The sequence below is a fragment of the Centipeda noxia ATCC 43541 genome (assembly GCF_000160555.1).
Classification (GTDB): domain Bacteria; phylum Bacillota; class Negativicutes; order Selenomonadales; family Selenomonadaceae; genus Centipeda; species Centipeda noxia.
In genome coordinates this window covers 329,388-355,471 of the sequence record NZ_GG749279.1, presented here as the reverse complement: position 1 = coordinate 355,471, position 26,084 = coordinate 329,388, and the positions used below count along the sequence as shown (strand labels likewise).

Here is a 26,084-nt window from a genome sequence, read left to right as displayed (position 1 = left end):
TTCTTTGCCGTATACAAGATCCTAACCCTTTTTATTTATTTGGAAAGAATACAGATTTTCCAATAAACTCTCTCAGAATGGAATTATTAGGAATATCATCTGTTTCAGAAATCTCATTCACATATTGAAGGAAGCGAAGAATCAGACGAGCTTCCAGATAGCCCTCTTCTCCCCTTTTTATTTCTGCCAATAACGGTACGGCATACCTCTTCAGTACACCTACTTCATAGATAAGAGCTGAATTGAAGAGAACATCGGCATCCTCCTGGAATGGGAAGATATACTTCTCTTCTCCCGCTCTCACATCCGGCCATTGCCGAATACTTTTGAGTGCCTTTGAACCACGAAATTGGTAATCACGCACTAATCTGCGCAAGAAACGCACCTCTGTTGTGGGAATTCTGTTATGGGCATCGATATTGAGTTGTGTTAATGCACTGATGTATATCTTATATTTATTTATTCGTGGGATATCTTTTGTAAGATGTTCATTCAATCCATGAATCCCCTCAATAATTATTGGATGATCTTTCTGAATGGATAATATGTCCTCTTCTCTCCATTCTCTTTTTCCTGTTATAAAATTATAGTGAGGAAGTTGGAGCTCTTTGCCTGAGAGAAGAGCAAGCATATTCTCATTAAACAATTTTGTGTCAAGTGCTGCCAGCGATTCATAATCGTACTCCCCTTTTTCGTTAAGGGGAGTGTCTTCTCGATTTAAAAAATAGTCGTCCAAAGAAATCATAATTGGCCGGAGTCCGTTAACACGCAGCTGGATCCGAAGTCTCTGCGCAAAAGAGGTTTTTCCGGAAGAGGATGGCCCAGCAATAAGAATTAAGCGGATATTCTCTCGATAATGGGATATATGATCTGCTATTTGAGCAATGCGTTTCTCTTGCAATGCTTCTGAAATACGAATCAGTTCCCCCATATTCCCTTGCTCATTTATAAGATTTAAATCAGTTATAAAGCGACATTCCATGATGTTTGCCCACTCTTTGGATTCATAAAGGATATGTTCGAATTTCGGTTGACTTACTCGTTTTCTTATTCTTCCCCGTGTCATTTCATCAGGTGTTCGAATTAATACGCCGTGGGGCTCATAATCAAGTTCAAACCGATTCAGATGTTTTGTTTCAGGAAGCATCGGACCATATAGATAATCTGAATAACTCTCACATATATAGAGACTGATAATGGGAGTCGATAAGGAAGAAAGCAGTCTTACCTTTCCATACCTTTGTGATTTTTGAAATAGCTTGATTGCTTCTTCCCGTGGAATGGTATATTTGATAATTGGAATATTATCTGCGATCATCTGTCGCATTTGCTTGTTAACTTTATCTATAAAATTAGCATCGATATCTTTTCCGGAAGTTTTTATTTCGCAATAGAGCCCCTTATTTACTGTAAATTTTGCAATTACCTCCGCTTCATGTTCAATCTTATTTACAGCAATAATTAAAAGGAAAAGGACCGAACGCCTATAAATGCTCCATCCTAATGAAGTATCTAATTCAATAAATTGAATCTCATCGGTATCATCGTAAACCGTCTGAATATCACGTACCTCACCATTGATTTTTGCAGCTACAATGAGACTGGAATAGTATGGTTGAGCTTCAGCAGCCATCATAATCAATGTTTTTTTCATCAAGAAAATCCTCCTTATATTATTCTCTATATGAAAAATCCTGCTCCATAGCGAGCAGGATTTTTTATTTTTTAAACAAATAAAATTATGAACTTATAAGTGAGTGCACCCATAATTGCCGTACATGGAATTGTTAGTATCCATGCGGCAACCATTTGTTGAGCAACCCCCCAGCGAACGGCATTGATGCGCTTTGCCGCACCAACCCCCATGATTGAGCCCGATACTACATGTGTTGTACTTACCGGCAGATGTAAAAGCGTCGCTCCAAATATTATAATAGATGAATTCAAGTCGGCAGAAAATCCGGAAATCGGTTGAAGTTTAAATATTTTCCCGCCAATAGTTTTGATAATTCTCCACCCGCCGACCGCTGTGCCGCAGGCCATTGCAGTCGCTGCCAATACTTTAACGTATGTCGGAACTTCAAATACGTCAATATATCCACCGGATAATAAGGCCAATGTTATTATACCCATTGATTTTTGTGCGTCATTTGAGCCGTGTGAAAAGGCCATTGTGGCTGCGGATAAGATTTGCATTTTTTTAAACTTACCATTGATGGATGTCGGACGAAAGTGCCCAAAAAAACGAAATAAAAATAACATGATAATGCAACCAGAAACCATACCGACAACCGGGGATAATATCAAAGAGAGAATAATTTTTCCTATACCTTCAAAATTCAATCCATCAACGCCCGAAGAGGACATAATCACTGCTCCGATCACGCCTCCGATAAGGGCATGTGAACTGCTTGAGGGCATAGCAAACTTCCAAGTGATTATATTCCATACGATAGCTCCGAAAAGCGCAGCGATAAGAACATGCTCATCTACATGCGATGCCGATTTAACAATATCTGATCCAATCGTTTTTGCGACACCGGTGCTGTACATTGCACCAAAAAAATTAAGGACAGCCGCCATGATAATTGCGTGCTGCGGATGAATTGCTCTTGTTGAAACAGAAGTGGCAATTGCATTTGCGGTATCGTGAAAACCGTTGATAAAATCAAATATCAGAGCTAAAAGAATAACCAAAAAGATCAGAAGCTGCAAATCAGGCATATTTCATTACAACTCCCCGCAGCATGTCAGCAATGAGTTCACAATGGTCCAAAGTATCTTCCAGCTGCTCTAATACATCCTTCCAGCGAATGAGCTCAATTGGATCTTTTTCGTGTTCGAAAAGATAGGCGACTTCACTCCGATAGATAAGATCTCCTTCACTTTCATAGCGTTCGATCTTATGAGAGGCATCCAATATCTGTACTTGATTTTTACGAATATTTTCGAGAAAAGACACTGCACGGACAACTTCTTCTGTTGCTGATATGAGAAGTTTTGTTAAGTTAATTGCCCCCGGCATGGGCTTTCCCATGCGATACATATCGTAACGTTGTAATATTCCTTGCAATAAATCAACACCATCATCAAGATCATTGGCAAGAGCATATATATCTTCTCGATCAATTGGAGTAATAAAGGTTAGATTTAACTTGTCAATGATGCGATCATTGATGGCATCAGCTTTATGTTCAATACGATTGATTTCCTCCACTTTTTCGGGTGTAGTAGTATAATCTTTCATAACTTCATTTAAGACGAGAGCACCTGTATGAAAAAATTTTGCACTTTCAATAAACAGATCAAAGAATTCATCATCTTTCTGTTTAAAATTAAACATAAGTCCAGTCCCTCCTTAACGAAGATATTAAACTGGAGGCGTGTATACAAAACCTGCCTACTAATAATATCATCAATTCAGATTGACAGCAAGATAAAATTTGAAAAGGAAAGGCACCGCGTCATTCATTAGATACATTAAAAATCCCTAGCGGCAAGATGACTGCAACTAGGGATAGGTCATGTATAATGCTTTCGTCGTTCTTTAAAAAATTTCTTTATTATAGCTGAACACTCATCGGCCAATATACCCGCACATATTTCTGGCTGGTGATTCAGTCCAGGACAAGATGTGATATTAAACAGAGACTCACACCCCCCTGCTTTCCTATCTGTACTCCCATAAACGATACGGGAGATACGACTCATGACAATCGCACCGGCGCACATGGGGCATGGCTCTATGGTTACATATAGAGTCATTTCTGTCAAGCGCCAGCGTCCAAGGCTTTTACACGCACGCCGAATGGCAATCAATTCTGCATGCGCTGTTGCATCGTGCTGGGTTTCACGAAGGTTGCATCCGCGAGCAATCAGTGTTCCTGCTTTATCTATAATCACTGCGCCAATCGGAACCTCTCCTAGTGCATATGCATGCTTTGCCTCTTCCAGTGCCATACGCATTCCGGTGATATCATCCAGCATGAGGCGGCTTCTCCATTGCTTTTGAAATATCAGCTTTTCCCTGATAAAAGAGGGATTGTGTAGGACGACCAACATCGAGTCGATATGCACAATCTGAAGAGGTTCCCTTCGACTGCTGATTTTTTTTCTTTTCTACGGCTTCTTCGAATACAGAGGCAAAAGCACCTTCTTGTTCCCTATCATCAAATCCTCTTCTGCGTTCGAATAACGCATCATTATTGAATCGCATTCGTTTTATGCGCATGACACGTTCAATACGCTCTGACACTGTTGACACCCCCTGTCAATATTAACAAACTATTCTATCTTATATTAGTGGTATCGTTTTTTGGTCATAAAACTTAAATAGAAAGAAGGTATCATTCCTGTAAAACATGGAATAATACCTTTTGTGAGAGCATGTTTTTTGTTATCCGGGCGGCCATGTAAGCGGTCGTCCGCCGAGGAGGTGAAAATGCAGATGTTCGACCGTCTGTCCTCCATCTGATCCCGTATTTGTTACAAGACGAAATCCGTTAATGTCGACCCCCAAATTGCGGGCAATCTCAGGAATGACCTCGGTCAGGAGATGCCCCGTCAGGTCTTTATCCTCTGCCCCCAGAGCAAGAATACTTGCAATGTGTTTTTTTGGTATGACGAGAATGTGTTCCGGTGCCTGCGGATCGAGATCACGAAACGCGAGCACTTGATCATCCTCATAGACCTTTGTCGAAGGAATCTCTCCTTGTGCAATCTTACAAAAGATACAGTTCGCCATTTGAGTCACTTCCTTTCAATTTATTGGAATAAATTCGATAAGAAGAGCCATTATTCCTTCCTGTTTTTAAGGATCACGAAACCGTTGTATTTCACATCTTTACTTCCTTCCCTGTATTGAGCAGGAAGAGATAGCGTTCTTTGACCGGCTTGTCAAGGATGGTCTCTACGGCGTCGCAGTAAAGATCGATCTGGAACTGATAGCGGGCCCGCGCAGTTGCGGCGGAGATTTTACGGTCGGTCTTGTAGTCGACCAAGATGTAGTTACCGTTTTCCTCCTCAAAGAGGACATCGATGATGCCCTGCAAAAAAATCTGATCGTTTTCGTCTGTTGCCCCTTTATAGTAAGCATGTGCCGGCAGGAGACGCCCGAAGGGGAGTTCGCGATAGACTGCCTTTGCCGCATGCATACGTCGTCCCAGATTGGACGAGACAAAAGTCCATATGTGATCGAGATTGATGATGCTGCGCTCTGCTTCCGTGAGAATCCCTTTTTCCACGAGTGCATTCACCTGCTGTTCAATGGCAGCAATGTTTGCGATATCCGATAGGTCGAGCTGCTGCATAACTGTGTGCATTGCCGTTCCGCGCTCCATCGGCGTCAGATACTCTCGTTCCGATGAGCGCAGGAAGCGCGGAACTTCCCATTCCAGCGGTGTATCTACCGAATCACCAACAGCCGGCAGGAATGGAGCGATCGATTTTTCCTCGGCTTCCTGCTGCCGCTTGAGCTCCGTGACGCTGGTCTTTGCGTGGATCTGCACTGTTCCGCGCAAATCATAGACCCAACCCAGAACCGCCGCGACTCGGTCGGCATCCTTGCCCACTGGGAGCGGTTCATCGACACGGACGGCAGTGAGAATGTCATCCTCGTTTTCCTGTGCTTCTTTTTGTGATGCGCGTATATTCTCGTCAATGATCCGTACATCAAAGTGCGCCTTTGGATTGCTTGGCATACGACACACAATATCATCTGTATCGTTAAACAGCACCGCACCATCGGGATGGCGCATCAGAGAGAGTGCAATCCAGTCGAGATAGGATCTCGCGCCGAGAATGGCTTCTTTTGGAAATACAGCGTCCTGAATCGGTGTATATTTGAGACAGGTTTCACGCAGCTGCTCCAATGCATCTTTGCCCGTACGCGTGATGTTCAGAGTACCCGTCAGGATGAGCTTTTCCTGTGCACGCGTCATGGCAACATAGAGGATACGCACCTCCTCCGCCATCGTCTCACGTTGAATGACGGCTTTGACCTTCCTCCGTGACATGGTATCGTATTTCTGCCGTCCGGTCATGCTGTTCTCATAGACACGCAGACCGATGCCCTCGTGTGCATGACAGAGCAGATCACCCTGTGCGTCCTGCATATTGAACGCGCCTGCGATATTGGCAAGAAAGACGATGGGAAACTCCAGCCCCTTGCTGCGGTGAATCGTCATGATGCGCACGACATCCTCGCTTTCACCGAGGGTACGCGCAACAGAGAGATCTGTGCTGCGCCGCTTCAGTGCATCGATGTAACGCAGAAAGCGAAATAGTCCGCGCTCGTTTGTCCGCTCGAAATCGGCAGCACGGTCAATGAGCATACGCAGATTTGCCTGCCGCAGGATGCCGCCGGGGAGTCCCCCGACGTAGTCATAGTAGCCCGTCTCACGATAGAGCAGACGGAGCAGTTCGGGAACGCTCTGCACGAGGACGCAGCGTCGCCAATATCGGATGCGCTCCAGTGCATTTGCCGCCTTTGCTGTGAGCTCGTCTGAAAGTCCTCCCCCCGTTGCACCTATCAGGATGTCATAGATCCCGCCAAGCGGTGTATGTATGCGCAGTGCAGCCATATCCTCCATCGTCATGCCAATCATGGGTGATACGAGTACGGCGGTGAGCGGTGTATCCTGACGGGCGTTGTCCAATACGGCAAGCAGGGAGAGCATCATGCGAATCTCACTCGCCTCAAAATAGCCGGCAGTATCGTCCGCATACGCGGGGATATTCTCTTTTCGCAGCGCATCCAGCAAAATCCCCGCACGCTCCTTCGCGCCACGCAGGAGAATGACAATATCCTTGTTTTGGACAGCATGCCCGTTGTGCAGAACATACCCCTCGGATTTGAGTTTCTGAATGCGGCGTGCAATAAAATGCGCCTCAATTTCAAATGCTTTTCGTTCTTCCTCCCCCTCCGCGTCAGCGGAATAGTCTGCATGCAGGAGGTTGATCTCAAGCGGCCCTGCGAGTGACGTTCCCTTTGTCGGCTCTGCAAATACGAGTCCTGGATTGAGATGCGCATGAACGTCATAGGAAATGTCGACCGCTTCTTTGCTCATGATCTGTGAGAAGATCTCGTTGATGGGCTCAAGCACCTCGGCGCGGCTGCGGAAGTTATCGGACATCGTCACGAGTTCGCCCTCCGCGCTGTCGCCACGGTATGCCTCATAGGTATGCTGAAAGAGCGACGGATCGGCAAGGCGAAACCGATAGATGCTCTGCTTCACATCACCGACAATGAAGCGGTTGTTTTCGCGTGCAATCTGCCGCAGAATCCCCTCCTGCAGTCCGTTTGTATCCTGGTACTCGTCCACCATGATTGCGTCGTAATGGGCCCGCAGCTCATCGGCAATCTCGGTCGGCGCGGCAACGGTCGGATCCTCCTGCAGCTGCTTCGGATCGCGACAGAGAAGTTCGAGTGCCGTATGTTCAAGGTCGCTGAAATCGAGGATGCTGCGCTCAATTTTTTTTTGTTGAAACGCATTGTGAAATGCTATTGTCAGGCGAACGTACTGACGGATGGCGGCATTTGCAGCATTTTCGGTATCATATAGCTCCTGTGCTGTTGCGGGCAGACGAGCAATGCAGCCGTCCCACGGGGCATGGATATTCTCCGTCAGCTTCTTGAGCTGTGCTCCGACCTCGGGATCACAGTCCTCGACCGCTTTGCGCGGTATATTTTTTTTCGCCTTTTTCGCCGCAGCCGCTTGCGCCAGAAATGCTTCCCATGCGCTGTCCTGTCTGGCATTCACAAATCCATTGAGCTCCGCGTGCAAATCCTCGTAGATTTCCCTGTTATGCACAAGTGCTTCAAGACATTTGGCTGCTGCCGTACGCAGGTCATTGCCGCCGCTTTTGAGAAGCTCGATTGCCGCCGTATAGTTCGTGCAGACCTGTGAAAGACTGTGCTCCAACTCATCTGCCAGTGTCTGAAATCCGTCACGCGCCCAATACGGCGCATCGGTGGGCTCGTTTCCCTGTGCCGCAAGCCATGTCACGGGCGAGGGCTGACTGAGCGAAAAGGCGTGCAGTGCAAGGATTTCTCCCTGCAGTTTTTCGTCGTCCCCCTTCACGCCTCCATAGGCATCGGAAAAGGAAAGAAAGCCCTCGGGGTCGCCCGCTGCCGCTTTCTCATATTCGCTCTCAATCATCTGTTCAAACACGTCGTTTTTCAGCAGCCGAATCTCCTGCTCGCTTGCAATACGGAAGGTCGGCGGGATCTCTGTCGCATCGATATGTGACTGGATCAGATGCTGACAAAAGGAGTGGAATGTTGAGATATCCGCTCCCGTGAGGAGGACGCGCTGCCGTTCGAGCGCAGCGACATCTTCGAGTGCCCCGCCGTTCTCGACAATGACATCAATTTCGGCGTTGAGTGCTGCCTCAATGCGCTCACGCATCTCCGATGCAGCAGCCTTGGTAAAGGTGAGGACGAGGATGCGGTCCAGCGACAGCGTTCCCGTACGTACCTGCGAGATGATGCGCTCGACCAGTACGCGCGTCTTTCCCGACCCTGCTGCCGCAGCGACGAGGATGTTCTGTCCACGCGTCTCAATCGCTTTTTGTTGATCGGCGGTAAACTGCATCCGTTCAGCCATTGGACTTCACCTCCCCGCACACCATCTGTGCAATCTCCTCCATCGCTGCCTGTGCATTGTCTGCAATCTCACGATAATGATCCCCCTGTCCAACCTCCGGATCGAACGAGCAGATGGAGCGATAGGTACAGAAGGTACAGGCATTGCGATCCCGAAAACGATAGGGCGCAACCTGTATATTGCCCTGCAGGATCTCCTCGGCAGTCGTGCGGATCAGCTGCGGCAGATAGGCAAGCAGCTGTTCAAACTCCTCGCGTGAACGAATGTGCCTTGCCGATGCCTTGGAAATGCTTTTGTCCTTGTTGAAGGTGATGCAGAGATGCTCCCCCATCGCGTCAATGCTCTGTGTGATCTCCGGATCGTCGATCAGCATCCCCGTGAGTACCATGTCCTTTGCAACCATCTTGTGAAGGTCGCTATCATCCAGACGCACATCGCTCTTGACGATGGGATTCACGACAGGAGCATAGAGCATCCCCGCCGGAAAGCTGTCTGTATCATGGAGGAGGCTGCGTATGACAAAGAGATAGAGCAGCAGCTGCATCTTCAGCCCGTGGCGAATCTCGGGCAGGAGCAGGGATGTTCCTCCCGTCTTGTAGTCGAGGACGAGGTAGTAGTCACGCGCCTTTGTCACATCAAAGCGATCGATCTGCCCGCGCAGGGAGAGTGTTGCCCCGCCCGCAAGCTGAAACTCCTCCAAACGGACATCATCCATGTCGCGTCCAAAACTGATCTCAAATCCAAGCGGATGAAATGACGATGCCTTTGCCCACGATGTCAGGTGACGGATGACCTGCTGCGCGGTGCGCCGAATGCGTTCAATCCGATGGCGGTAGCTGGCGCGGCTAATCAGAACGGAGCTGCGGATGCGCGGAATGACCTCGTGCATCAGCTCATCGATCTTTGCCGCGCTGTCGGGCTCTGCCGCGCACCAGTCGTTCGCATGTTTCGTACGCACCCATTCACCGTATCCATGTAGGATCTCATGCAGGAGCGTGCCAAAGTCATTGCTTTGAAACTCATAGACATCGCGTTCCTTGAGACCGAGACCGTACATTGCAAAGTGGCGGAACGGGCATTGACGAAAGGTCTCCAGACGTGTCGTGCTGCCGCTGATCCGCCCGTCACGCGCAAACAGCTGCTTTGCCGTCGCCAAAGACAGCTGCTCCTCCTCGCGCGGCGATGAAACCAGACCGCGCACCATCAGACGAAGCAGCGGATGCATCACGGCATTGCTGCGCATCCAGTTGTAGACATCACTCCAGAGAGGGAGCATTATCCCGCGCTCCTTCTGTCCGAGCAGAGCCCCTGCCAGCAATGAGAGTACGGGATGCGGCGCGGAGAGCACAAGATCATCCGTACGCTCCACCATGGCGAGCGGGATGGAGAGCACCGTCGGACAAATCACACGCAGACGAGTGATCAGGGGCGACGGTGCGAGTGCCGCTCCATCGGCAGAGGAGAGTGCATAGGAGACCCACAGATACTCCCGTGCCTCGGTAAAACCACGATAGAGCTGATAGCGTTCCAGAAAGCTCTGCTCATGGCCGCCGCCGAAGATCGTATGATTCGTATGTGCGAGCGACTCGCGGATGGAAAGGCGATCTGCATCCGACAGCACGCCCTGCTGTACTCCCGCACGCGGCATCGTTCCTGCATTTGCACCGATAATATAGGCGGCACGAATGCCCGCGAGACTGTTCTGGTCGAAGGCGGCAATCGTGACATGATCGAGCCCCGGTGGAATCAGGGCAATTTCGAGTGCATCTAGACCGTCCTGCAGCAGCTCCTCAAAGTCACGGGCAGAGAGGTTCTCGTCTCCGCTGACCTCGACCAGCTGCTCCAGGAGTGTCATACAGGAAGCCCAGATCTGTCGGTGTGCCGCCGCATCCGCAAGACGCCCTTCGGCATCTGCTTCCGCACTCCACATCTCTAGTTTCTGCGGCGCTTCCAGTTTGGTGAGGAATTTGTAGAGTGCATGGGCACGCTCTTGCGCTAAGCATCCCTCCCGACGAAGATTCTGTGTCAGCAATGAGAGCGGTGCCGCAATGCGCCGACGAATGTCATCGAGGGCAATCTCCTCGGCAATGCGCATGGCATTTTGCTCTGTCTCCCGCGCATCCTCCGGGATCGTACGGCGGACAAAATCCCAGTCCTCCGTCGCCGTCCACTGATTTTCGCTGTGGATGCCGAACGCCAGACAGTAGTTTTCCAGTCGGTCGACCGCTTCCTGCCAATCGCCGCAGGAAAAGCCGCCATCATCTGTTGGCTCTGTCACGACAGGAAAAAATCCCGTGCGCAGGGCACGGAATACGGTATCGTACCCCCAGCCGCGCCATGCCGTCTGTGCGGCGGCGCGCAGAAGCTCTGCGAGAGGATGATGGGTGCTCGGACGCTTTGCATCCAGATGGCATGGGATGCCGCAGTCGGCAAATGCCGGCAGCAGGAGATCCGCATAGGTATCCATATCGCGTACGAGAACGGCAATCTCACGATAGCGATATCCCTCCTCGCGTGCCAGGCGCAGTATATCTGACGCGACGGCCTCCGCCTCGAGGCGCGGGTTTGCTGCCTCGACAAGCTTGAGTGCATTGTCCGCGATGGGAGCAAGACGTACGTGTCCGAACAGATGCCCTTCAATCGCTGCAAGCGATGGCTTTTGTGCACGCTGCTGCTCCTCCGTAAGATGTATTTCCGGCACAGCCGCTGGATCCATCTCGACAAGAAGCTTCGTCAGTGACTGCATGGTCTGATAAGAACGCGCGAACAGCCCCGTATCCCTTGTGTTTTCGGGGAGATTGACCCGCACGCGGCCCCCCTCGCGCTGTCCGTCCATCGTCAGACTGATATGAACCGTATCCGCTGTGTGAAAGAGTTCCACGAAAACTGCCATTTCCTGCGGATTGAAAAAATCGAACCCGTCCACCCAGATCTCAGCCCCGCGCAAAAACGGTGCGTCCTTCAACTGGGCGGCAAGACGCTCCATGCGATCGGTCTGATCGGTCAGCCGTCCCTCCATGCGTGCGGAGAGATCATCCATGATGAGGGCGAGTTCCCTTAGTTTTTTAGAGAGTCGTCCCTGCGTATGTGCATCATCATCGGCGGCAGTACGGAGGACATCGGTGCTCAGGCGGTAGCGTTTGAGTTCAGCGATGGTATGTCCCAATGTCTCGGTAAATCCGCGCTTGCCGACGGAGCGTGCAAAGACCGATAGTTCCTTTTCGTGCTTGAGCAGGATGTCTTTTAGGAGGATGCGTCTGCCAATATCGCTGATGCGAGACAGATGTGCACCGCCGGTCTCGAGAAGGACCTGCCTTGCAAGACGGCGGAAGCCAAAGACATATGCCTGCAGAAATCCGGCACTGTGTGTCAGTGTCTGTGCCAGTGCACGCTCTGCGGCATAGGTCATATGCTCCGGAACGAGGAGGATGCGCTGTCTGCCGAGCGGCTCACGCTCCAGTGCCTGTCTCATCGCGGCAAGGCAGGTGTGTGTCTTGCCCGTTCCTGCGCGTCCGATGATGAACTCGAGTTTTGCCGTCATAATGCCTCCAAGCCGCCCTGTGTGAAGTGTGCTCTGCTGCCGTTTGCCGTACGCAATACCTCCAGATGGATGGGAATGCGTGCACGCAGTTCCTCAACATGGGAGATGATGCCGACAAGACGCCCGCCCTCCTGCTGTACCTCAAGCAGCGCACGGATCGCAATGTCGAGGGTCTCGCTGTCGAGTGAGCCAAAGCCCTCGTCGATGAAGATCATGTCAAGGTGCATCCCGCCCGCATAGTGCTGCACCACATCCGATAGTCCGAGTGCCAGTGCAAGGGACGCGAGGAAGGTCTCGCCGCCGGACAGTGTGCGTGAGACGCGCGGTAGCCCCGTGTACTCATCGAATACGTCAATTTCGAGCCCCCACCATTTGTTTTTGTGTCCGCCCTCCCCGTGGATGAGGCGATAGCGTCCACGGCTCATCACGATGAGACGTGCATTTGCCGCCTCGATGACATCGCTCAGGATCGAGCGCAGAACATAGGTCTGAAAATGCACCTGATAGGGCGCTCTTGCCGCCGCAACAGAGGCGAGTTTGCCGATGATGCGGTAACGCTGTGCACGCGCTGCGCCGGATTGTTCGAGCGCAACGATGCTCTGCATCATACGGTTCAGCGCATTCCAACGCTCCGTACGCTTGCCCTGCTCCTGCGCAGCCTCCTGCACCGCCTGATCGGCTGCTGCCTCTGCGGCCTTCAGTGCTTCCATATCGGGCGCGACGCACCCGTCAGCGGCATCTTTTGCCTTTTGGAATACCTCCTCTGCGGCTTTGCGTTCGCTGTCATACAGTGTCAGTCGTTCACGCACTGCGTCCAGATGCTTGCTGTCTGCCCATTTCCCCTCGACAGCCGCATGGTATTCCTCCTCCGAGGAGAACCCGGCAGATGTACGTGCATCTGCATATGCCGTTTGTGCCGTCTGCGCGTTCTGAGATGCTTCTTCTGCAGCGCACTGAGCGGTACTCTTTCCATTTTCCGCACGTGCATATTCTGCAGATGTTTCGTTTGCTCTTTGGAGCGCATCCGCATATTCTTTTTTCTCCCGTTCCACTTCTTCTTTCAGACGAGAAATGTGTGCATCAAGGAGCGCACGGTCACGGTATTCCTCGGGGATCTGTGATTCCAGCGCAGTCTGCTCTCCCTCGCGCACGCGCAGGAGATCGCGTTTTTCCTGTGCTTCCGCCTCCTGCCTCTGTTGATCGGTCAGCAATTTTTCCAGGTGTGTCTTCTGCGCGGCACACTGTGCCGCACGTTTCTGATGCTCCCGTGCTGCGTTTTTTAACTCCATACCGCGCTGCTCAACGCGCTGTGAGAGTTCCTCCAATGTATCAGAGGCAAGATACTCGCGCAGCAGCTCCTGTTCACGGGTGTAGCTCTGCAATGCGTTCGCATGAGCCGCTTTGGCATCTTCCAGTTTGCGGGCGGATTCCTGCACGGACTTCTCTGCAATCTCGACGGATTTTGTGCATTGTTCCAATACCTGCTCGGATGGGATATCCTCCGTGTGGATGGCGGGAGTCGGGTGTGAAAGCGCACCGCAGACGGGACAGGGTGCACCATCTGCAAGCATCTCGGCGAGACGTGCAGCACTGCCGAGGTCATAGAGTGTCTGCATCTGCCGCAGCTTCGTCTTTGCGGTGGTCAATGTCTCGGCGGCAGCCTGCCATGTCTGCTGTGCCGATTCTTCCCTCTTGCCCAATTCCGCTATTTGCACATTCCATTCTGCAATGCGGGCGGCGGTATTCTGACAGCGTTTCAGGAGATCTTGCTCGTGCTGAAATGCCTCGCGTGTCACCAAAATTTTTTCAAGCGCGGTGATGCGCTCTGCATTCTCTGATTGCTCCGTACGTAGATTCTCGATCGTGCACGCATTGCTTTTTGCCGTCTCTTCGGCGCGTGCATTGGAGGCGCGAAGCTCCTCTACGACTTTTCGACAGTCTTGGAGCTGTGCTGCACGCTCTGCGTATTCCGTAAGCTGCTGCATCTGCTGTGCTTTCTTCGAGCGTTCCGGCTCCTGTTCCTCTGCCGCCTTCCGTGCTTCCTGCGCTGTTTGAAACTCTGCTTTTGCAGCGATAAAACGGGCATCTGCCGCATTGAATTCATCCGTCCGACGCTTTTTCAGCTCCTCTGCCCGTATTGCTTCGCGTTCCGTGTAGAGGACAGGATGTGCACGCTGTGCACGCTCCAAGCGTATGCGAAAATCCCGCACATCATCTTCCTGCGCCTGTTTTTCTGCGAGGTGTTTCTGTGCAGCTGCAAGCTCTTGTAATTTCTGTTCTGCCGATGCACCGAGCTCACGTGCACGACGCGCTTCCTTTTGACGTGCCTCAAAATTCTTGAGTTCATCGGCATGGCGATCGATCGCTTCTTTCAGCTCGGAAATATGCGCGCGCAGTTCATCGCTCGTGTTCAGATTTTCCGAATGGAGCATTTGGTCGATCTGAGCACGTTCCTCTTTTGCCGCATTTTCCAGACGAATGGATTCCTGCAGCAGTGCCTCCTCAAGACGTTGATACCGCTCCGTGCGAAAAATGCGCTGCATGATGGCACTGCGATCCTTGACCTCAGCAAGCAGAAACCGCTGAAACTGTCCCTGCGGCAGCAAGACGACCTGACGAAACTGATCTGCATCAAAGCCGATGAGTTGACCGATGCGCTTCGACACCTCGGTCACATTTGAATCGAGCAGCGTCTCCTCCCCATCTTCTCCCTCATCGGGAAGCCGATAGAGCTGTCCCGTTGCCGCACGCCGTGTCTTCTTGCCGCGCGACATACGTTCGTATGCAGGGGAGCGCAGCACACGAAAGCGACGGCGACCGAGCGCAAATACATACTCTACTTCCGTGACCCGCTCCGGGGGGGCGGTGGAGGACCGCAGTGTTGTACCCTCGCGAATGTTGCCGCTGGATTCGCCATACAGTGCAAATACAATCGCATCCAATATGGTTGTTTTTCCCGTCCCCGTTGCGCCATGAATGAGAACAAACGGCGCGTTTGCCAGTGCCGTCTCGAAGTCCAGTACCTGCTCCTCGACATAGGAGCCGAATGCCTGTAAGCGAAGTTTCAGAGGTCTCATTCTGCACGCTCCCCCTGCTCCATCGAATCAATGATACGAATGAGTTCGTCCCGTTCTGTCTCTGTCATCTGCTCGTCTGTTACTTCCGCAAAAAAATCGGAAAAGAGATGCAGGTCGGATTTTCCGCGTTCATAGCTGCGCTCCGTGGAGGAAAGTCGGTTGACGTTGATGTTCGGACGTGTAATGGTAAAGAGATTCGGATAGATTCGCCGCAGTTTCTCATGTGCGGCGAGCACGGCATCCGTATCGAACAGCTCCACACAGATATAGTCATCATGCGGAAGCGGATCCGTATCCGTCATGATCTCATCCATCATGCCGCGTACAATGCGTACATCATGGCGCGGTGTCAGCGGGTAGAACGTGTGAGATGCTGCACCCGCGGCATTGAGTTCGACGAGCTCAATGCCCTTTTTTTGGTGCGCTTCATCAAAGGAGTATTTCAGCAATGAGCCGGAGTAACGTACGTTCTCCGCACCCGCCCGCTGGGGTGCATGGAGATGTCCAAGTGCCGTATAGGAATATGCAGCGAAGTGCTCTGCGCTGACGTGATCGCTGCCGCCGACGGAGAGCGCGTGCTCGGACTCCGAGGTCTGACCGCCGATGACAAAGGCGTGCGCGACGGCCACGCTGCGCGCCGACGATGGAATCTGTGCACGTGCCGCCGCAATCTGTACAACAAGCGCACCATCGAAGGATACGTTTTCATTGAGCGCAAATGCCTCACGCACATGCGGGGGATCTCCATAGGGTATGAGCGAGAAGTAGACATCCCCGTGTTTATCTGAGAGAATGACGGGCGGCTCTGCGGAGCGTACCGCTCCCGCCAGATAGATTCCGGACGCACGAAGAAGCTGTGCGCCAAAGCCGAGGCGCACAGCACTGTCATGATTTCCGGCAATAAAGAGCACGCGGATTCCCTGCGCAGCGAGCCGTGTCAATATTTCGTTGAAGAGTTCGACCGCCTCAGGAGGTGGAATGGCGCGGTCATACACATCACCGGCAATGACGAGGGCATCGGGACGCACATCCTTGCAGAGCGCAAGCAGTTCCTCCAATACATACGCCTGATCCTCTGTCATATGCCGCTGTCCGAAGAGTTTTCCCAAATGCCAATCTGCCGTATGAATGAAACGCATGACATCCCCTCATCTTATCTCATGTTTATTCTGCTTCAGCCAGAATTTTTGCGACAGACGAACTGCCGATGCCCAGACGATGCACACCCATATCCAAAAATTTCTTTGCGGTAGCATAGTCCCGAATGCCGCCGGATGCCTTGACCTTGCATCGTCCGTGCGACGTATCCAGCATAATGCGCAGCTGCTCCTCAGTTGCTCCCGTGCCGAGAAATCCCGTCGCTGTCTTGACGAAGTCTGCTCCCGCTGCAATGCTGACCTCCGTTGCCCGTGCAATCTCCTCCGATGTCAGCTGGCTTGCCTCGAAAATGACTTTGACGAGCACGTTACGCGCATGGGCAGCGTTGACAACGGCGCGTATTTCCACCTCGACCTCGTCCCATTTCCCGGAGCGGGCAAGCCCATAGTTCATGACCATGTCAAGCTCCTCTGCGCCGTATTCCATATAATAGCGTGCCTCGATTTCCTTGACCGCTGCGGGGGCTTTCCCGTGCGGAAAGTCGAGCACCGTACACACACGTGTATCGGTACCCTGACAAAGCTGAACGGCAAGCGGGATATCCGCCGGCTGCACACAGACCGAGCAGCACTCCTGCCGTACCGCCTCCGTAATCGCTGCACGCACCTCATCGAAGGTCATCGCAGGATTCAGAGGAGAAGAATCGATATATCTGCTGAGTTTCATCGTTGATCCTTTCATTTCGCAGAAATCATATCTCTGAGTGATGCCTCGTCCAAGATGGGAATGCCGAGATCTTCGGCCTTTTGCAGCTTACTCCCTGCTGCTTCGCCTGCAACAAGATAGTCGGTTTTCTTCGACACAGAACTTTTTACCGTACCGCCATGCGACGTAATCAGAGAGGCACACTCCTCACGGGAAAGCGTCGGAAGCGTACCCGTAATGACAAAAGATTTGCCGTCCAGTGCCGCACCTGCGGGCTTCATCGGGGTACTCGCAAAGTTCACGCCCGCCGCACGGAATTTGTCGAGCAAGGCTCTCCCCGTTTCCGAGGTGAAGAACTCCGTGAGTTTCTGCACGCTGATTTCACCCATGTCGGGAACAGCACGGATTTTTTCGGGATCTGTGCACGCTGTCTCCTGCAAGGCATCAATGGACGGGAATGCCTGCATGAGCGAGACTGCTGCCGCGCGTCCGATGCCCGAGATCCCAAGTCCCGTGAGGAGACGATCCGGTGTGTTCGCCTTGCTTTCATTGATTGCGGCAAGACGGTTGTCGACGCTCTTCTCCCGTCCGATCAGACCGGAGGAAATCAGCTCATTACGATGCAAATGCAATGAATATATATCGGCAATATCATGCAGATAGCCTGCGTGTGTCAGTGCAATGATCGCCGATTCTCCAAATCCTTTGATATCCATCGCGTTGCGGCTGACAAAATTCAAGATATGGTTTTCTACCTGTGCGGGACACGCCGGATTTTGACATTTCATATCTGCTGTATCCGTCTCGCGTACGGCATGTGAGCCGCAGACGGGACATTGATCGCCGATCACAAATGGCGGTGTGTTCTTCGGACGTTTTTCCTTGATAACTGCTTTGACACGCGGGATGATCTCTCCCGATTTGTAGACGAGAATCGTGTCACCGATCCGCACATCCAGACTATCGATATAGTCCTGGTTATGCAGGGTCGCGCGCTCAACACGCGTACCACAGAGCTGAACAGGATCGAACACTGCCGTCGGTGTAATGCGCCCCGTCCGTCCAACGGAGAGCTCGATATTACGGAGGATTGTCTCCTTTTCCTCGGGCGGATACTTGTAGGCGATTGCCCAGCGCGGTGCCTTTGCCGTTGTACCGAGCTCCGCACGCTGTGCAAAGTCATTGACCTTGACGACGGCGCCGTCAATGTCGTAGGGAAGATCTCCGCGTCGTGCACCAATCGCCATGATTGCGTTCCAGACTTCATCTGCCGTATGACAGACATTATAGTTTGCTATGATTTTGATCCCCTGTGCCCGCATGAAATCATATGCATCAGTATGTGAGGTAAATGAATGTCCCTCTGCACGCTGCAAATTGAATACGAACATCGAGAGCTTTCGTTCCTTTGTCACGCGTGCATCCAATTGACGCAGCGTTCCTGCGGCACAGTTGCGTGGATTTGCAAACGGTTTCAGCCCGAGCAGCTCCTGCCGTTCGTTGACCTCAGCGAATGCAGCGCGTTCCATATAGACCTCTCCGCGCACTTCAAAATATGGGACGGAGTCGTGCAGTGTCTCTACAACATCGCTAATTGCGCGTGCGTTCAGAGTTACATCCTCGCCCTGTACAACTCCGTCGCCGCGTGTGATGGCGCGTACAAGTGCACCGTTTTCATAGCGCAGGGCAAGGGACAGCCCATCGATCTTTTCTTCCACAACAAACTCCGCTGACGGGAAATGTGAGAGAACACCCGTGACAAATGTGCGAATTTCGTCCTCACTGAACACGTCTTGGAGGGAGAGCATCGGAACATCATGTGGGACAAGCACTCCCACCTCGCGCTGCGCGGTTCCGCCCACCTTCTGCGTCGGCGAATTCTTTGTGATGAGCTCTGGATACTCCGCTTCGATCGCCTTGAGCCGCTGCATAAGCAGATCGAAATCATAATCCGAGATGTCGGACGCATTCTCATCGTAATACTGCTTCGAGTATTTTCGGATCTTTTTCCGCAGCTCTGTGAGTTCGTTTTTGATTTCCTTGATATCGCTCATATGTTCCTCACAGCTTCAAAATCGGTGCATATTTCTGCACGAATTTCTTGATACCTTCTCCGGGAAATGCGATCGTAAGCTCTGCATCCTCTCCCTCACCGCTGATGGCAACGATGCGTCCGTCCCCCCACTTGCTGTGGCGAACGGCATCTCCCGCTGTGAACTTTGCTGCGGCATCGGGGCGAATGATACTCCCGTCTTCTGCAGTATGCTGCGGAGGCGGCGGCAGATAGGAGCGCCGCCCGCCCGATGAACCGCGTCCCCAGACATCGGAGCGTCCGCGCCCGCTGGTGGATTCCGCAAAGAAATCCGCCGTCTTATGCTCAAGCAGTTCTTCCGGAATCTCTGTCAAAAAACGTGAAGGACGCGACATCTCCGTCCGCCCGTAGATCGTCCGCTGACGTGCATAGGTAAGATAAAGGCGGCATTCGGCACGTGTAATTCCTACATAGCAGGTGCGCCGTTCCTCCTCGATCTCCGTATCGTCAAGCAGGGTACGAGAATGTGGAAAAAGCCCCTCCTCCATGCCTGCCATGAATACAGTCGGGAACTCCAGCCCTTTTGCCGCGTGGAAGGTCATGAGCGTCACGTTGCCGTCCGACTGTTCCGTCTCGTCCACATCGGAGATGAGCGAGATCTGCGCGAGGAAGTCCTCGAGCCCGTTTTCCCCTTCCTCGGCACCGTCCTCGAAGTTCTTTGCCACACTGATGAACTCGCGCAGGTTCTCGAGGCGATCGTGATTGTCTTCCTTTGTGTCATCCTCGAGGGCTGCGGCATAGCCCGACTCCTCGATGATGTCCTCGACAATCTCGTGAAGGGGGTGCGTTCCCAGCTGTCCCATATATGTAAATATGAGTGCAGCAAAATTCTCGAGTTCGAATTTCACCTTCGCAGAGAGCTTTGGTATTGTACCAATCAGCTGTGCATCTGTGATCAGCTCAAAGAGTGAGATGCGATATTCTGCCGCCTTTTCCATCATGCGTCCCAGTGTGGTCTGTCCGAGTCCTCGTTTGGGGACGTTGATGATGCGGAGGAGGCTCAGAGTATCGCGCGGATTGTAGATAACGCGCAGATATGCAATAATATCCCTGATTTCACGGCGGTCATAGAAACGCACCGCACCGACCATTGCATATGGAATTCCCGTCGCATAGAATGCCTCCTCGATATTGCGGGATTGGGCATTCGTTCGGTAGAGAACGGCGATGTCTCCATATTTCGCGTTGAACATCGTATGAAGACGCTCCACCTCGCGCACAATGAAGGCTGCTTCGTTTTTTTCCGTACTTGCCTCGTAGACGATGAGGGGATCACCCGTCGGATTATCCGTCCAGAGATCCTTCTTTTTTCGGGTCAAATTGTTATCAATCACTGCATTTGCCGCAGCAAGGATATTCTTCGTCGAGCGATAGTTTTGCTCAAGCAGGATTACCGTCGCTTCTGGATAGTCGCGTTCGAAGTTCAGGATGTTGCGCATATCCGCACCGCGCCAGCCATAGATGGACTGATCCGCATCCCCAACGACACAGATATTCCGATGTCCCTCGGCAAGCAGTTTCGTGATCGCATACTGCGCGCCATTCGTATCCTGATACTCATCCACGAGGATGTATTGAAATTTCTTTTGGTATTTCTCGCGTATTTCCTCATTATTTGACAAAAGTTCCACCGTCAGCATCAGGAGATCGTCGAAATCCAGTGCATTGTTCGCTAGCAGTTTCGAATGATACAATTCATAGATCTTCGCTACTTGCTCCGCAAAGAAATCTGTTGCCTGCGCCGCAAATGTCTTGACATCAAGGAGACGGTTCTTTGCATCTGAGATATGCGACTGCACGGCACCCGGAGCAGTGTGTTTCTCATCGATATTTAGTTCCTTGAGACATTCGCGGATCAGCCCCTTCGTGTCCGAGGCGTCATAGATGACGAAATTCTTAGCATAGGTACCAAGATGCTCGATCTCCATGCGCAGGAAACGAGCACAAAACGAGTGAAATGTACTCAGCCAGACATCGCGTGCAGAATCCCCGATCAGTGTGTCGACGCGGTCTCTCATTTCACGCGCTGCCTTGTTCGTGAAGGTGATGGCAAGTATACGGTACGGTGGAACAGCATGCTCCAAGAGATTTGCGATACGGAAGGTCAAGACACGTGTCTTACCGGAGCCTGCTCCTGCCACGATCAGGAGAGGTCCCTCAAGGCATGCTACGGCTCGCTGCTGTGGCTCGTTCAGCCCTTGAAACAAATCCATGAGAACTCCTTTTACTCCAATAAGAAAGGCGGGGCCGCCGTAATGGCAAACTCCGCCCCTGCTGTCATATGGTGATATACATTACGTCTTGATCCGTTTGACGGCTTCCGAGAGCGGCGGGATGATCTGCTTCTTGCGTGACATGACACCGGGCAGATAGAGATGAGTACCGCTCGTATCTTTGCGGAATGCCTCTCCGATCAGTGTGCGCGGTGATCCTGTGAAGAGAAGATAGGTCGCCTCCTCGAGGATATCCGTAATCATGACAAGGCTCAAATCGAAGCCCTCTGTATCACAGATGGCCTTCATCGCAGTAAGCAGCTCATCCTCCTTTGCCATAATTTCCTTCGTATCCATGACGGAGGTCTGGCTGACAATGACGCGATAGGCACCGATTGTGAACTCTTTGAGATCGTTGCGTACAATCTCCATTGGTGACATATTGCCGGTACTCGAGCCTGCCTTAAGCATTTCCAGACCGTATGTGTTGAGATCAACATTTGCGATATCCGCCAAACGCTCTGCTGCTGCCTTATCTTTTGGTGTACAGGTTGGCGACTTGAAGAGGACAGTATCCGATATAATCGCCGAGAGCAGAAGCCCCGCAATTGATGGCGGAATATCAATATCGTTTTGCCAGTGCATGTTCGAGACGATCGTTGCAGTGCAGCCGACCGGCTCTGCATGTGTATAGATCGGCTCACTGGTGCTGATTCCGCCGAAGCGATGGTGATCGATAATTTCAATAATCTTTGCTTCTTCGATGCCCTCGACCGCCTGATTGCGTTCGTTATGATCCACGAGGATGACTTGTGCCGGCTCCGATACCACCAGTCGGTCACGGCTCACAAGGCCGACGATACGTCCGTTCTCAATGACGGGATAGTTGCGGAAATTGGTTTCCTCCATCGTCCCCTTGATATCGGAAAGGAGATCAAGCGGTTTGAAACAGACGGGATTATCATGCATGATCCGTCGGACTGGTACACACTGATTGATAAGCCGTGCCACAGTATAGGTATCATAGGGAGTTGAGAGCACAAAGACGCCGCGCGCCTCCGCTTCCTCCAAGGCTTCAACAGGAACACGTCCGTCTCCTGTTACGATCAGACAGGAAATTCCCTGCTGAATGCAGGAAAGAATCGTTTCCGTATGGCGGTCGCCAATGAGTACAATATCATTTTCTTTGATGAGTTTGTGGATCGTCTCCATACTGCCGGCCGCAATACGAATCTGCCCCTTGATGGTTTCCCCTTCTTCTCCTGAGACGAGGACGTTGCTGTCCGTTGCGCGGATGATGTCGCGATACCGAACGCGCATATCCGAGAGATTTGTCATGCCAAGCTCTTGGAAATAACGTTTTGCAAGGTCACTGACCGAAACAATGCCGACGAGGATCCCCTTGCTGTCTGTTACGGGAATTGAGCGCAGATCGTTTTCTCGCAAAACCTCTCCCAGATTTCGCAGTGTGTCATGCTGCCGGACGACGATCTTGCAGTCCATCGCAATATCTTTGACGCGCGGATAAAGATCTGGGATGAGGAGCGGTTGTTCTACATGGAAATACTCAAGCGCGAACTTTGTCTCCTTATTCACCTTACCGGCACGTGCGGCAATTGCATTGAAACCCATGGCCTGCTTCAGATGTGCATATCCGACCGCTGAGCAGATTGAATCTGTATCCGGATTGCGGTGTCCAATGACATAAATCGGCTTTGCAACGTTCAAGATGATACCTCCCTATTGCGGCTTCCACACGCCGCATATCTTGATTACCATTATAACATACTCATTGAAGTGATTCAATTTTTGCAAAAATAAAAAGATGTCAATAGATTGGACTACTGACATCCATATATTCAATTTTATGCTTCGAAAGCAAATTTGATCTGATTGACTTTCCAGCCATCTTTCATTGCGTAAATCTCAAGAACATCGAAACGGCAGAGATGATTCTCCATGTGGTGTGTATGCAAATAACAATATGCTGTTTGTATAATTTTTTGCTGTTTCCTATAGTGAACTGCTTCTGCAGGAAGACCATAATGCGAGCTGCGGCGTGTTTTTACCTCGATAAAGACTAAAGTGCCGTGATCATCCGCGATAATATCGATTTCCCCAAGCTTTGTTCGATAATTACGAGTGAGAATATGGCACCCCTGTCGCCGAAGATATTCAACAGCACAGGTTTCCCCCTGATCGCCAAGCGTTTTATTGCTCATGATGATCTCCGATCGCCCGCATGGCGGTCAATCCGGTAGACATGGGCAAGCACCTCCGCAATCGTGCGATAAAGTTCCGGCGGAATCTCACGGTCAATTTCGAGTGCCATCAGCATATTGACAAGGGATTTGTTCTGATAGACGGGAATGCCGTTTTTGCGTGCTTCTGCAAGGATACGGTCGGCAACGAGCGAACGCCCTTTTGCCGTAACGCGCGGTGCTTGGTCATTCTTGACATCATATTTGATCGCGACGGCACGCTGCTCCTGTTCCTGCTCTTTTGGTATAGTATCGACAGGAGAAGTGTCGTTATCCCATCGTTCCGCCATCTCTCACCCATCCTTGTGTCTGATTTTGATATTCATATGGTACAATCCGGTGCATTTTACGTAACGAGTGCGCTGAGGGGTATGAGACTTAGTTTGTAAAGAAACGCCGCTCACCGATGGCTCCAATTTGGATGCCTTCGATGATGAACGAGGTTCCATCTGCTGTCTCTCGTATGGTGTCAAGTGCATTACGAAACTCCCATGCAGCATCCGCATCCGAGAAGTAGAGGCGCATATCAACGTGATTTTCCTCGTAAATTCGATTGATGAGCTCTACCGTGCCAATGTTGTCTGTAAGCACGCAAATGCGCAGCCATGTTTCCTTTCTATGGTTCCCCGTATCCTCATCCGTATGTGATTCATCGTAGACATGGATGTACGCAGGATATTCAGATGCCCCCATAAAGAGAGGCATGATAAAGTTCATCGAACGCTGCCCCGGCTGTGGTGCCGCATTTTCACCCTCAAGTGCGTTGCGCATAGTGAGCGCGAGAGCCGCAACATCCCTGCCAGCACGTTTATATTGTTCCGCTGTCATCTTACGTGTCTTTACAATATCTGCCATTTGCATAAATGCCCAAAGGCGCGGAAGATCCGGCATCTGTTGTTCAAGTGCGGCTTGACGTACAGTCCCGGGAATGTTTTGCTGCGTCAGATGGATAAGCTTCTGCAGCTGTTTTGCATCTCCATCACTCAACGTCTGGCTGCGCCCATTCACAAAGTTTTGCAGCAGCCGCGTCTCTCGCTGACTTAGATTATCGTTTTGGAGAAGTGACTGTGCGAGGTTTCGCAGGACATTCATGGTCTGCGGCGTATTCTCCATCATCTGTGTAAAGAATCGCGGAATCGTGCCTTGTATCTCTGCGGATTTCATTTGCGCCGCGCTTTGTGTCGGCACCTTTGCCGCATTTTTCAGTTCTGCTTCGCGTTCGCTCTGGGGGCGTGCAGGCTGTGCGGCAGTCTCTTCCTGCAGATTTGCTTTTACTGTTTGTGTCTCCGAACGGGACACCGTTTGTGCTTCCCCTTCGGGAGGTGTTTTGTTTTCCATAGAAGTTTGCGGATCTCCCTGCCTGGGCATAGGGGCCGCTTCTTTTCCGGACTGTGCGGGGATTTGCGTATTCTCTGTCGGTGTCGCAGAATTTTGCTCACGTCCGGGGACATTTGTTCCCGAAGGAATGTCCCCCATCATCGCCTTCTGAGCTGTTCCTGTCTCATTTGTCCCCTGTGCAGATGATGTATTCGATGGTGTAGGTGCGCTCGGTGCCTTTTCTGCCTGTCGTGCTGCCGTCGTGTTTTCTTTTGCCAACGCATTCGTTCTCGTTGCATTTGGTGGCTGTTCCAGCAAATTTTCCTCCGGCACAGCAGTATTTGTATTCTGCACAGTCGAAGAGGCACGTCCCTCCTGTTCGCCTATTAGATTTTGAGGTGCAGTCTGAGGTGTGCCTTCCTGCATGCTTCCATTTGTCGGCATCGACTGCGCAGTGCTTGCCGCATCATGAGGCATCAGGAGCTGAACCAACTGATTCAGGAAGGAAAGCGAGGTCGTTCCTGCATTGCCGGATAAGGAGGCAGATGCAGAGCCCTGTGCATTCAGTTGGGAGAGAGACGTCTGCAGATCTTTTGGAAGGAACTCGGCGTTTCCGGTATCAAGCAGCTGAAACGCTGCCTTTGTCAGCATGATCGGCTCGAATGTTCCTCCGGCTTCTTTGATAAGTGCCGTTTTTAACCCCGTAAGAAGTGCTGCAAGATCATCTCCGACACGAGGGATGCCGCTGCTGTCCGTTTCTGCCATTGCACCCAACTGATTGAGTATACGCGCAAGGGTTGTCAGCTGATCAGTGGAAAAGCGCTGACTTGCGGCAGTACTCCCAAGTCCTTGACCGAGCGTCGTCTCAAGGGAAAAGGATTGTCGTATCATATTTTGGATGAGCTCTTTAAGCTCCTGAGGCATTTGCTGTACATTTGTCTGTTGACGTCCATTGATCTTCGAAAGGATATCTGCCATATGGTCGATGGCAGTTTCAATCGAGACGTTCGTACGTTGGCTGAATGCAGCGGACGAATCTCCTTGATCTCCACGATTTTGAACAGCCTCGGTCATTTTCCCCTGTGAAATCTGAGATACGGCAGGAATTACGGGAGATGCTGTTGTAGTATTTGCTTCCATCGACACGGTATTCACAGCCTTTTCTGTTAGTGAA

At 51.4% G+C, this 26,084-nt stretch carries 17 protein-coding genes; all 17 read right to left on the bottom strand.

The annotated features are described in order from the left end of the window. Nucleotides 1-31: 31 nt before the first annotated feature. Nucleotides 32-1,654: a nucleoside kinase gene (locus HMPREF7545_RS03120; RefSeq protein ID WP_006694222.1), complete on the bottom strand. Its 1,623-nt coding sequence runs from the start codon at nucleotides 1,652-1,654 to the stop codon at nucleotides 32-34. 71 nt (nucleotides 1,655-1,725) lie between these two features. Continuing rightward, complete coding sequence (locus tag HMPREF7545_RS03115) at nucleotides 1,726-2,724, bottom strand: inorganic phosphate transporter (protein ID WP_006694221.1); 999 nt, start codon at nucleotides 2,722-2,724, stop codon at nucleotides 1,726-1,728. After that, on the bottom strand, nucleotides 2,717-3,343 hold the full coding sequence (locus HMPREF7545_RS03110) for a DUF47 domain-containing protein (protein ID WP_006694220.1): 627 nt from the start codon (nucleotides 3,341-3,343) through the stop codon (nucleotides 2,717-2,719). Before HMPREF7545_RS03110 ends, HMPREF7545_RS03115 begins: the two co-directional genes overlap by 8 nt. 179 nt (nucleotides 3,344-3,522) lie before the next feature. Continuing rightward, complete coding sequence (gene tadA, locus HMPREF7545_RS03105; RefSeq protein WP_006696105.1) at nucleotides 3,523-3,987, bottom strand: tRNA adenosine(34) deaminase TadA; 465 nt, start codon at nucleotides 3,985-3,987, stop codon at nucleotides 3,523-3,525. After that, the gene (locus HMPREF7545_RS10025) at nucleotides 3,977-4,255 is read right to left on the bottom strand and encodes a hypothetical protein (protein ID WP_071585633.1); all 279 of its coding nucleotides are present in this window, start codon (nucleotides 4,253-4,255) and stop codon (nucleotides 3,977-3,979) included. The genes tadA and HMPREF7545_RS10025 overlap by 11 nt, the downstream gene beginning before the upstream one ends. Nucleotides 4,256-4,396: 141 nt before the next feature. After that, nucleotides 4,397-4,744 carry a histidine triad nucleotide-binding protein gene (locus HMPREF7545_RS03100; protein WP_006694218.1) on the bottom strand — a complete coding sequence of 116 codons (348 nt, stop codon included), beginning with the start codon at nucleotides 4,742-4,744 and terminating at the stop codon, nucleotides 4,397-4,399. Between the two features lie 91 nt (nucleotides 4,745-4,835). Continuing rightward, nucleotides 4,836-8,606, bottom strand: a complete 3,771-nt coding sequence (gene addA / locus HMPREF7545_RS03095) for a helicase-exonuclease AddAB subunit AddA (RefSeq protein WP_006694217.1) — start codon at nucleotides 8,604-8,606, stop codon at nucleotides 4,836-4,838. Further along, a complete protein-coding gene (locus HMPREF7545_RS03090; RefSeq protein ID WP_006694216.1) occupies nucleotides 8,599-12,147 on the bottom strand; it encodes a PD-(D/E)XK nuclease family protein in 3,549 nt (1,182 codons plus the stop codon). The genes addA and HMPREF7545_RS03090 overlap by 8 nt, the downstream gene beginning before the upstream one ends. Then, on the bottom strand, nucleotides 12,144-15,224 hold the full coding sequence (locus tag HMPREF7545_RS03085; protein ID WP_006694215.1) for an AAA family ATPase: 3,081 nt from the start codon (nucleotides 15,222-15,224) through the stop codon (nucleotides 12,144-12,146). The genes HMPREF7545_RS03090 and HMPREF7545_RS03085 overlap by 4 nt, the downstream gene beginning before the upstream one ends. Next, nucleotides 15,221-16,363, bottom strand: a complete 1,143-nt coding sequence (locus tag HMPREF7545_RS03080; RefSeq protein WP_006694214.1) for an exonuclease SbcCD subunit D — start codon at nucleotides 16,361-16,363, stop codon at nucleotides 15,221-15,223. The genes HMPREF7545_RS03085 and HMPREF7545_RS03080 overlap by 4 nt, the downstream gene beginning before the upstream one ends. 25 nt (nucleotides 16,364-16,388) lie before the next feature. Then, entirely contained in the window at nucleotides 16,389-17,048 is a 660-nt protein-coding gene (deoC, locus tag HMPREF7545_RS03075) for a deoxyribose-phosphate aldolase (RefSeq protein WP_040571164.1), read from the bottom strand. A gap of 11 nt (nucleotides 17,049-17,059) precedes the next feature. Beyond that, complete coding sequence (ligA, locus tag HMPREF7545_RS03070; protein ID WP_006694212.1) at nucleotides 17,060-19,081, bottom strand: NAD-dependent DNA ligase LigA; 2,022 nt, start codon at nucleotides 19,079-19,081, stop codon at nucleotides 17,060-17,062. A gap of 7 nt (nucleotides 19,082-19,088) precedes the next feature. Next, on the bottom strand, nucleotides 19,089-21,332 hold the full coding sequence (gene pcrA, locus HMPREF7545_RS03065) for a DNA helicase PcrA (RefSeq protein WP_006694211.1): 2,244 nt from the start codon (nucleotides 21,330-21,332) through the stop codon (nucleotides 19,089-19,091). A gap of 81 nt (nucleotides 21,333-21,413) precedes the next feature. Continuing rightward, the gene (locus HMPREF7545_RS03060; protein ID WP_040571163.1) at nucleotides 21,414-23,060 is read right to left on the bottom strand and encodes a putative manganese-dependent inorganic diphosphatase; all 1,647 of its coding nucleotides are present in this window, start codon (nucleotides 23,058-23,060) and stop codon (nucleotides 21,414-21,416) included. Between the two features lie 137 nt (nucleotides 23,061-23,197). Next, complete coding sequence (locus tag HMPREF7545_RS03055) at nucleotides 23,198-23,554, bottom strand: YraN family protein (RefSeq protein WP_006694209.1); 357 nt, start codon at nucleotides 23,552-23,554, stop codon at nucleotides 23,198-23,200. After that, the gene (locus HMPREF7545_RS03050) at nucleotides 23,551-23,883 is read right to left on the bottom strand and encodes an EscU/YscU/HrcU family type III secretion system export apparatus switch protein (RefSeq protein ID WP_006694208.1); all 333 of its coding nucleotides are present in this window, start codon (nucleotides 23,881-23,883) and stop codon (nucleotides 23,551-23,553) included. The genes HMPREF7545_RS03055 and HMPREF7545_RS03050 overlap by 4 nt, the downstream gene beginning before the upstream one ends. Before the next feature lie 88 nt (nucleotides 23,884-23,971). Next, nucleotides 23,972-25,984 (bottom strand): hypothetical protein, encoded by a 2,013-nt coding sequence (locus HMPREF7545_RS03045; protein WP_006694207.1) that lies wholly within the window; start codon nucleotides 25,982-25,984, stop codon nucleotides 23,972-23,974. Nucleotides 25,985-26,084 lie beyond the last annotated feature (100 nt).

Coding starts and splice junctions, on each gene's coding strand:
- HMPREF7545_RS03045 (WP_006694207.1), bottom strand. CDS start 25,984: ATGACCGAGGCTGTTCAAAATCGTGGAGATCAAGGAGATTCGTCCGCT.
- ligA (WP_006694212.1), bottom strand. CDS start 19,081: ATGAGCGATATCAAGGAAATCAAAAACGAACTCACAGAGCTGCGGAAA.
- HMPREF7545_RS03055 (WP_006694209.1), bottom strand. CDS start 23,554: ATGAGCAATAAAACGCTTGGCGATCAGGGGGAAACCTGTGCTGTTGAA.
- HMPREF7545_RS03050 (WP_006694208.1), bottom strand. CDS start 23,883: ATGGCGGAACGATGGGATAACGACACTTCTCCTGTCGATACTATACCA.
- HMPREF7545_RS03085 (WP_006694215.1), bottom strand. CDS start 15,224: ATGAGACCTCTGAAACTTCGCTTACAGGCATTCGGCTCCTATGTCGAG.
- HMPREF7545_RS03080 (WP_006694214.1), bottom strand. CDS start 16,363: ATGCGTTTCATTCATACGGCAGATTGGCATTTGGGAAAACTCTTCGGA.
- HMPREF7545_RS03090 (WP_006694216.1), bottom strand. CDS start 12,147: ATGACGGCAAAACTCGAGTTCATCATCGGACGCGCAGGAACGGGCAAG.
- addA (WP_006694217.1), bottom strand. CDS start 8,606: ATGGCTGAACGGATGCAGTTTACCGCCGATCAACAAAAAGCGATTGAG.
- deoC (WP_040571164.1), bottom strand. CDS start 17,048: ATGAAACTCAGCAGATATATCGATTCTTCTCCTCTGAATCCTGCGATG.
- HMPREF7545_RS03120 (WP_006694222.1), bottom strand. CDS start 1,654: ATGAAAAAAACATTGATTATGATGGCTGCTGAAGCTCAACCATACTAT.
- pcrA (WP_006694211.1), bottom strand. CDS start 21,332: ATGGATTTGTTTCAAGGGCTGAACGAGCCACAGCAGCGAGCCGTAGCA.
- tadA (WP_006696105.1), bottom strand. CDS start 3,987: ATGCTGGATGATATCACCGGAATGCGTATGGCACTGGAAGAGGCAAAG.
- HMPREF7545_RS03115 (WP_006694221.1), bottom strand. CDS start 2,724: ATGCCTGATTTGCAGCTTCTGATCTTTTTGGTTATTCTTTTAGCTCTG.
- HMPREF7545_RS03110 (WP_006694220.1), bottom strand. CDS start 3,343: ATGTTTAATTTTAAACAGAAAGATGATGAATTCTTTGATCTGTTTATT.
- HMPREF7545_RS03100 (WP_006694218.1), bottom strand. CDS start 4,744: ATGGCGAACTGTATCTTTTGTAAGATTGCACAAGGAGAGATTCCTTCG.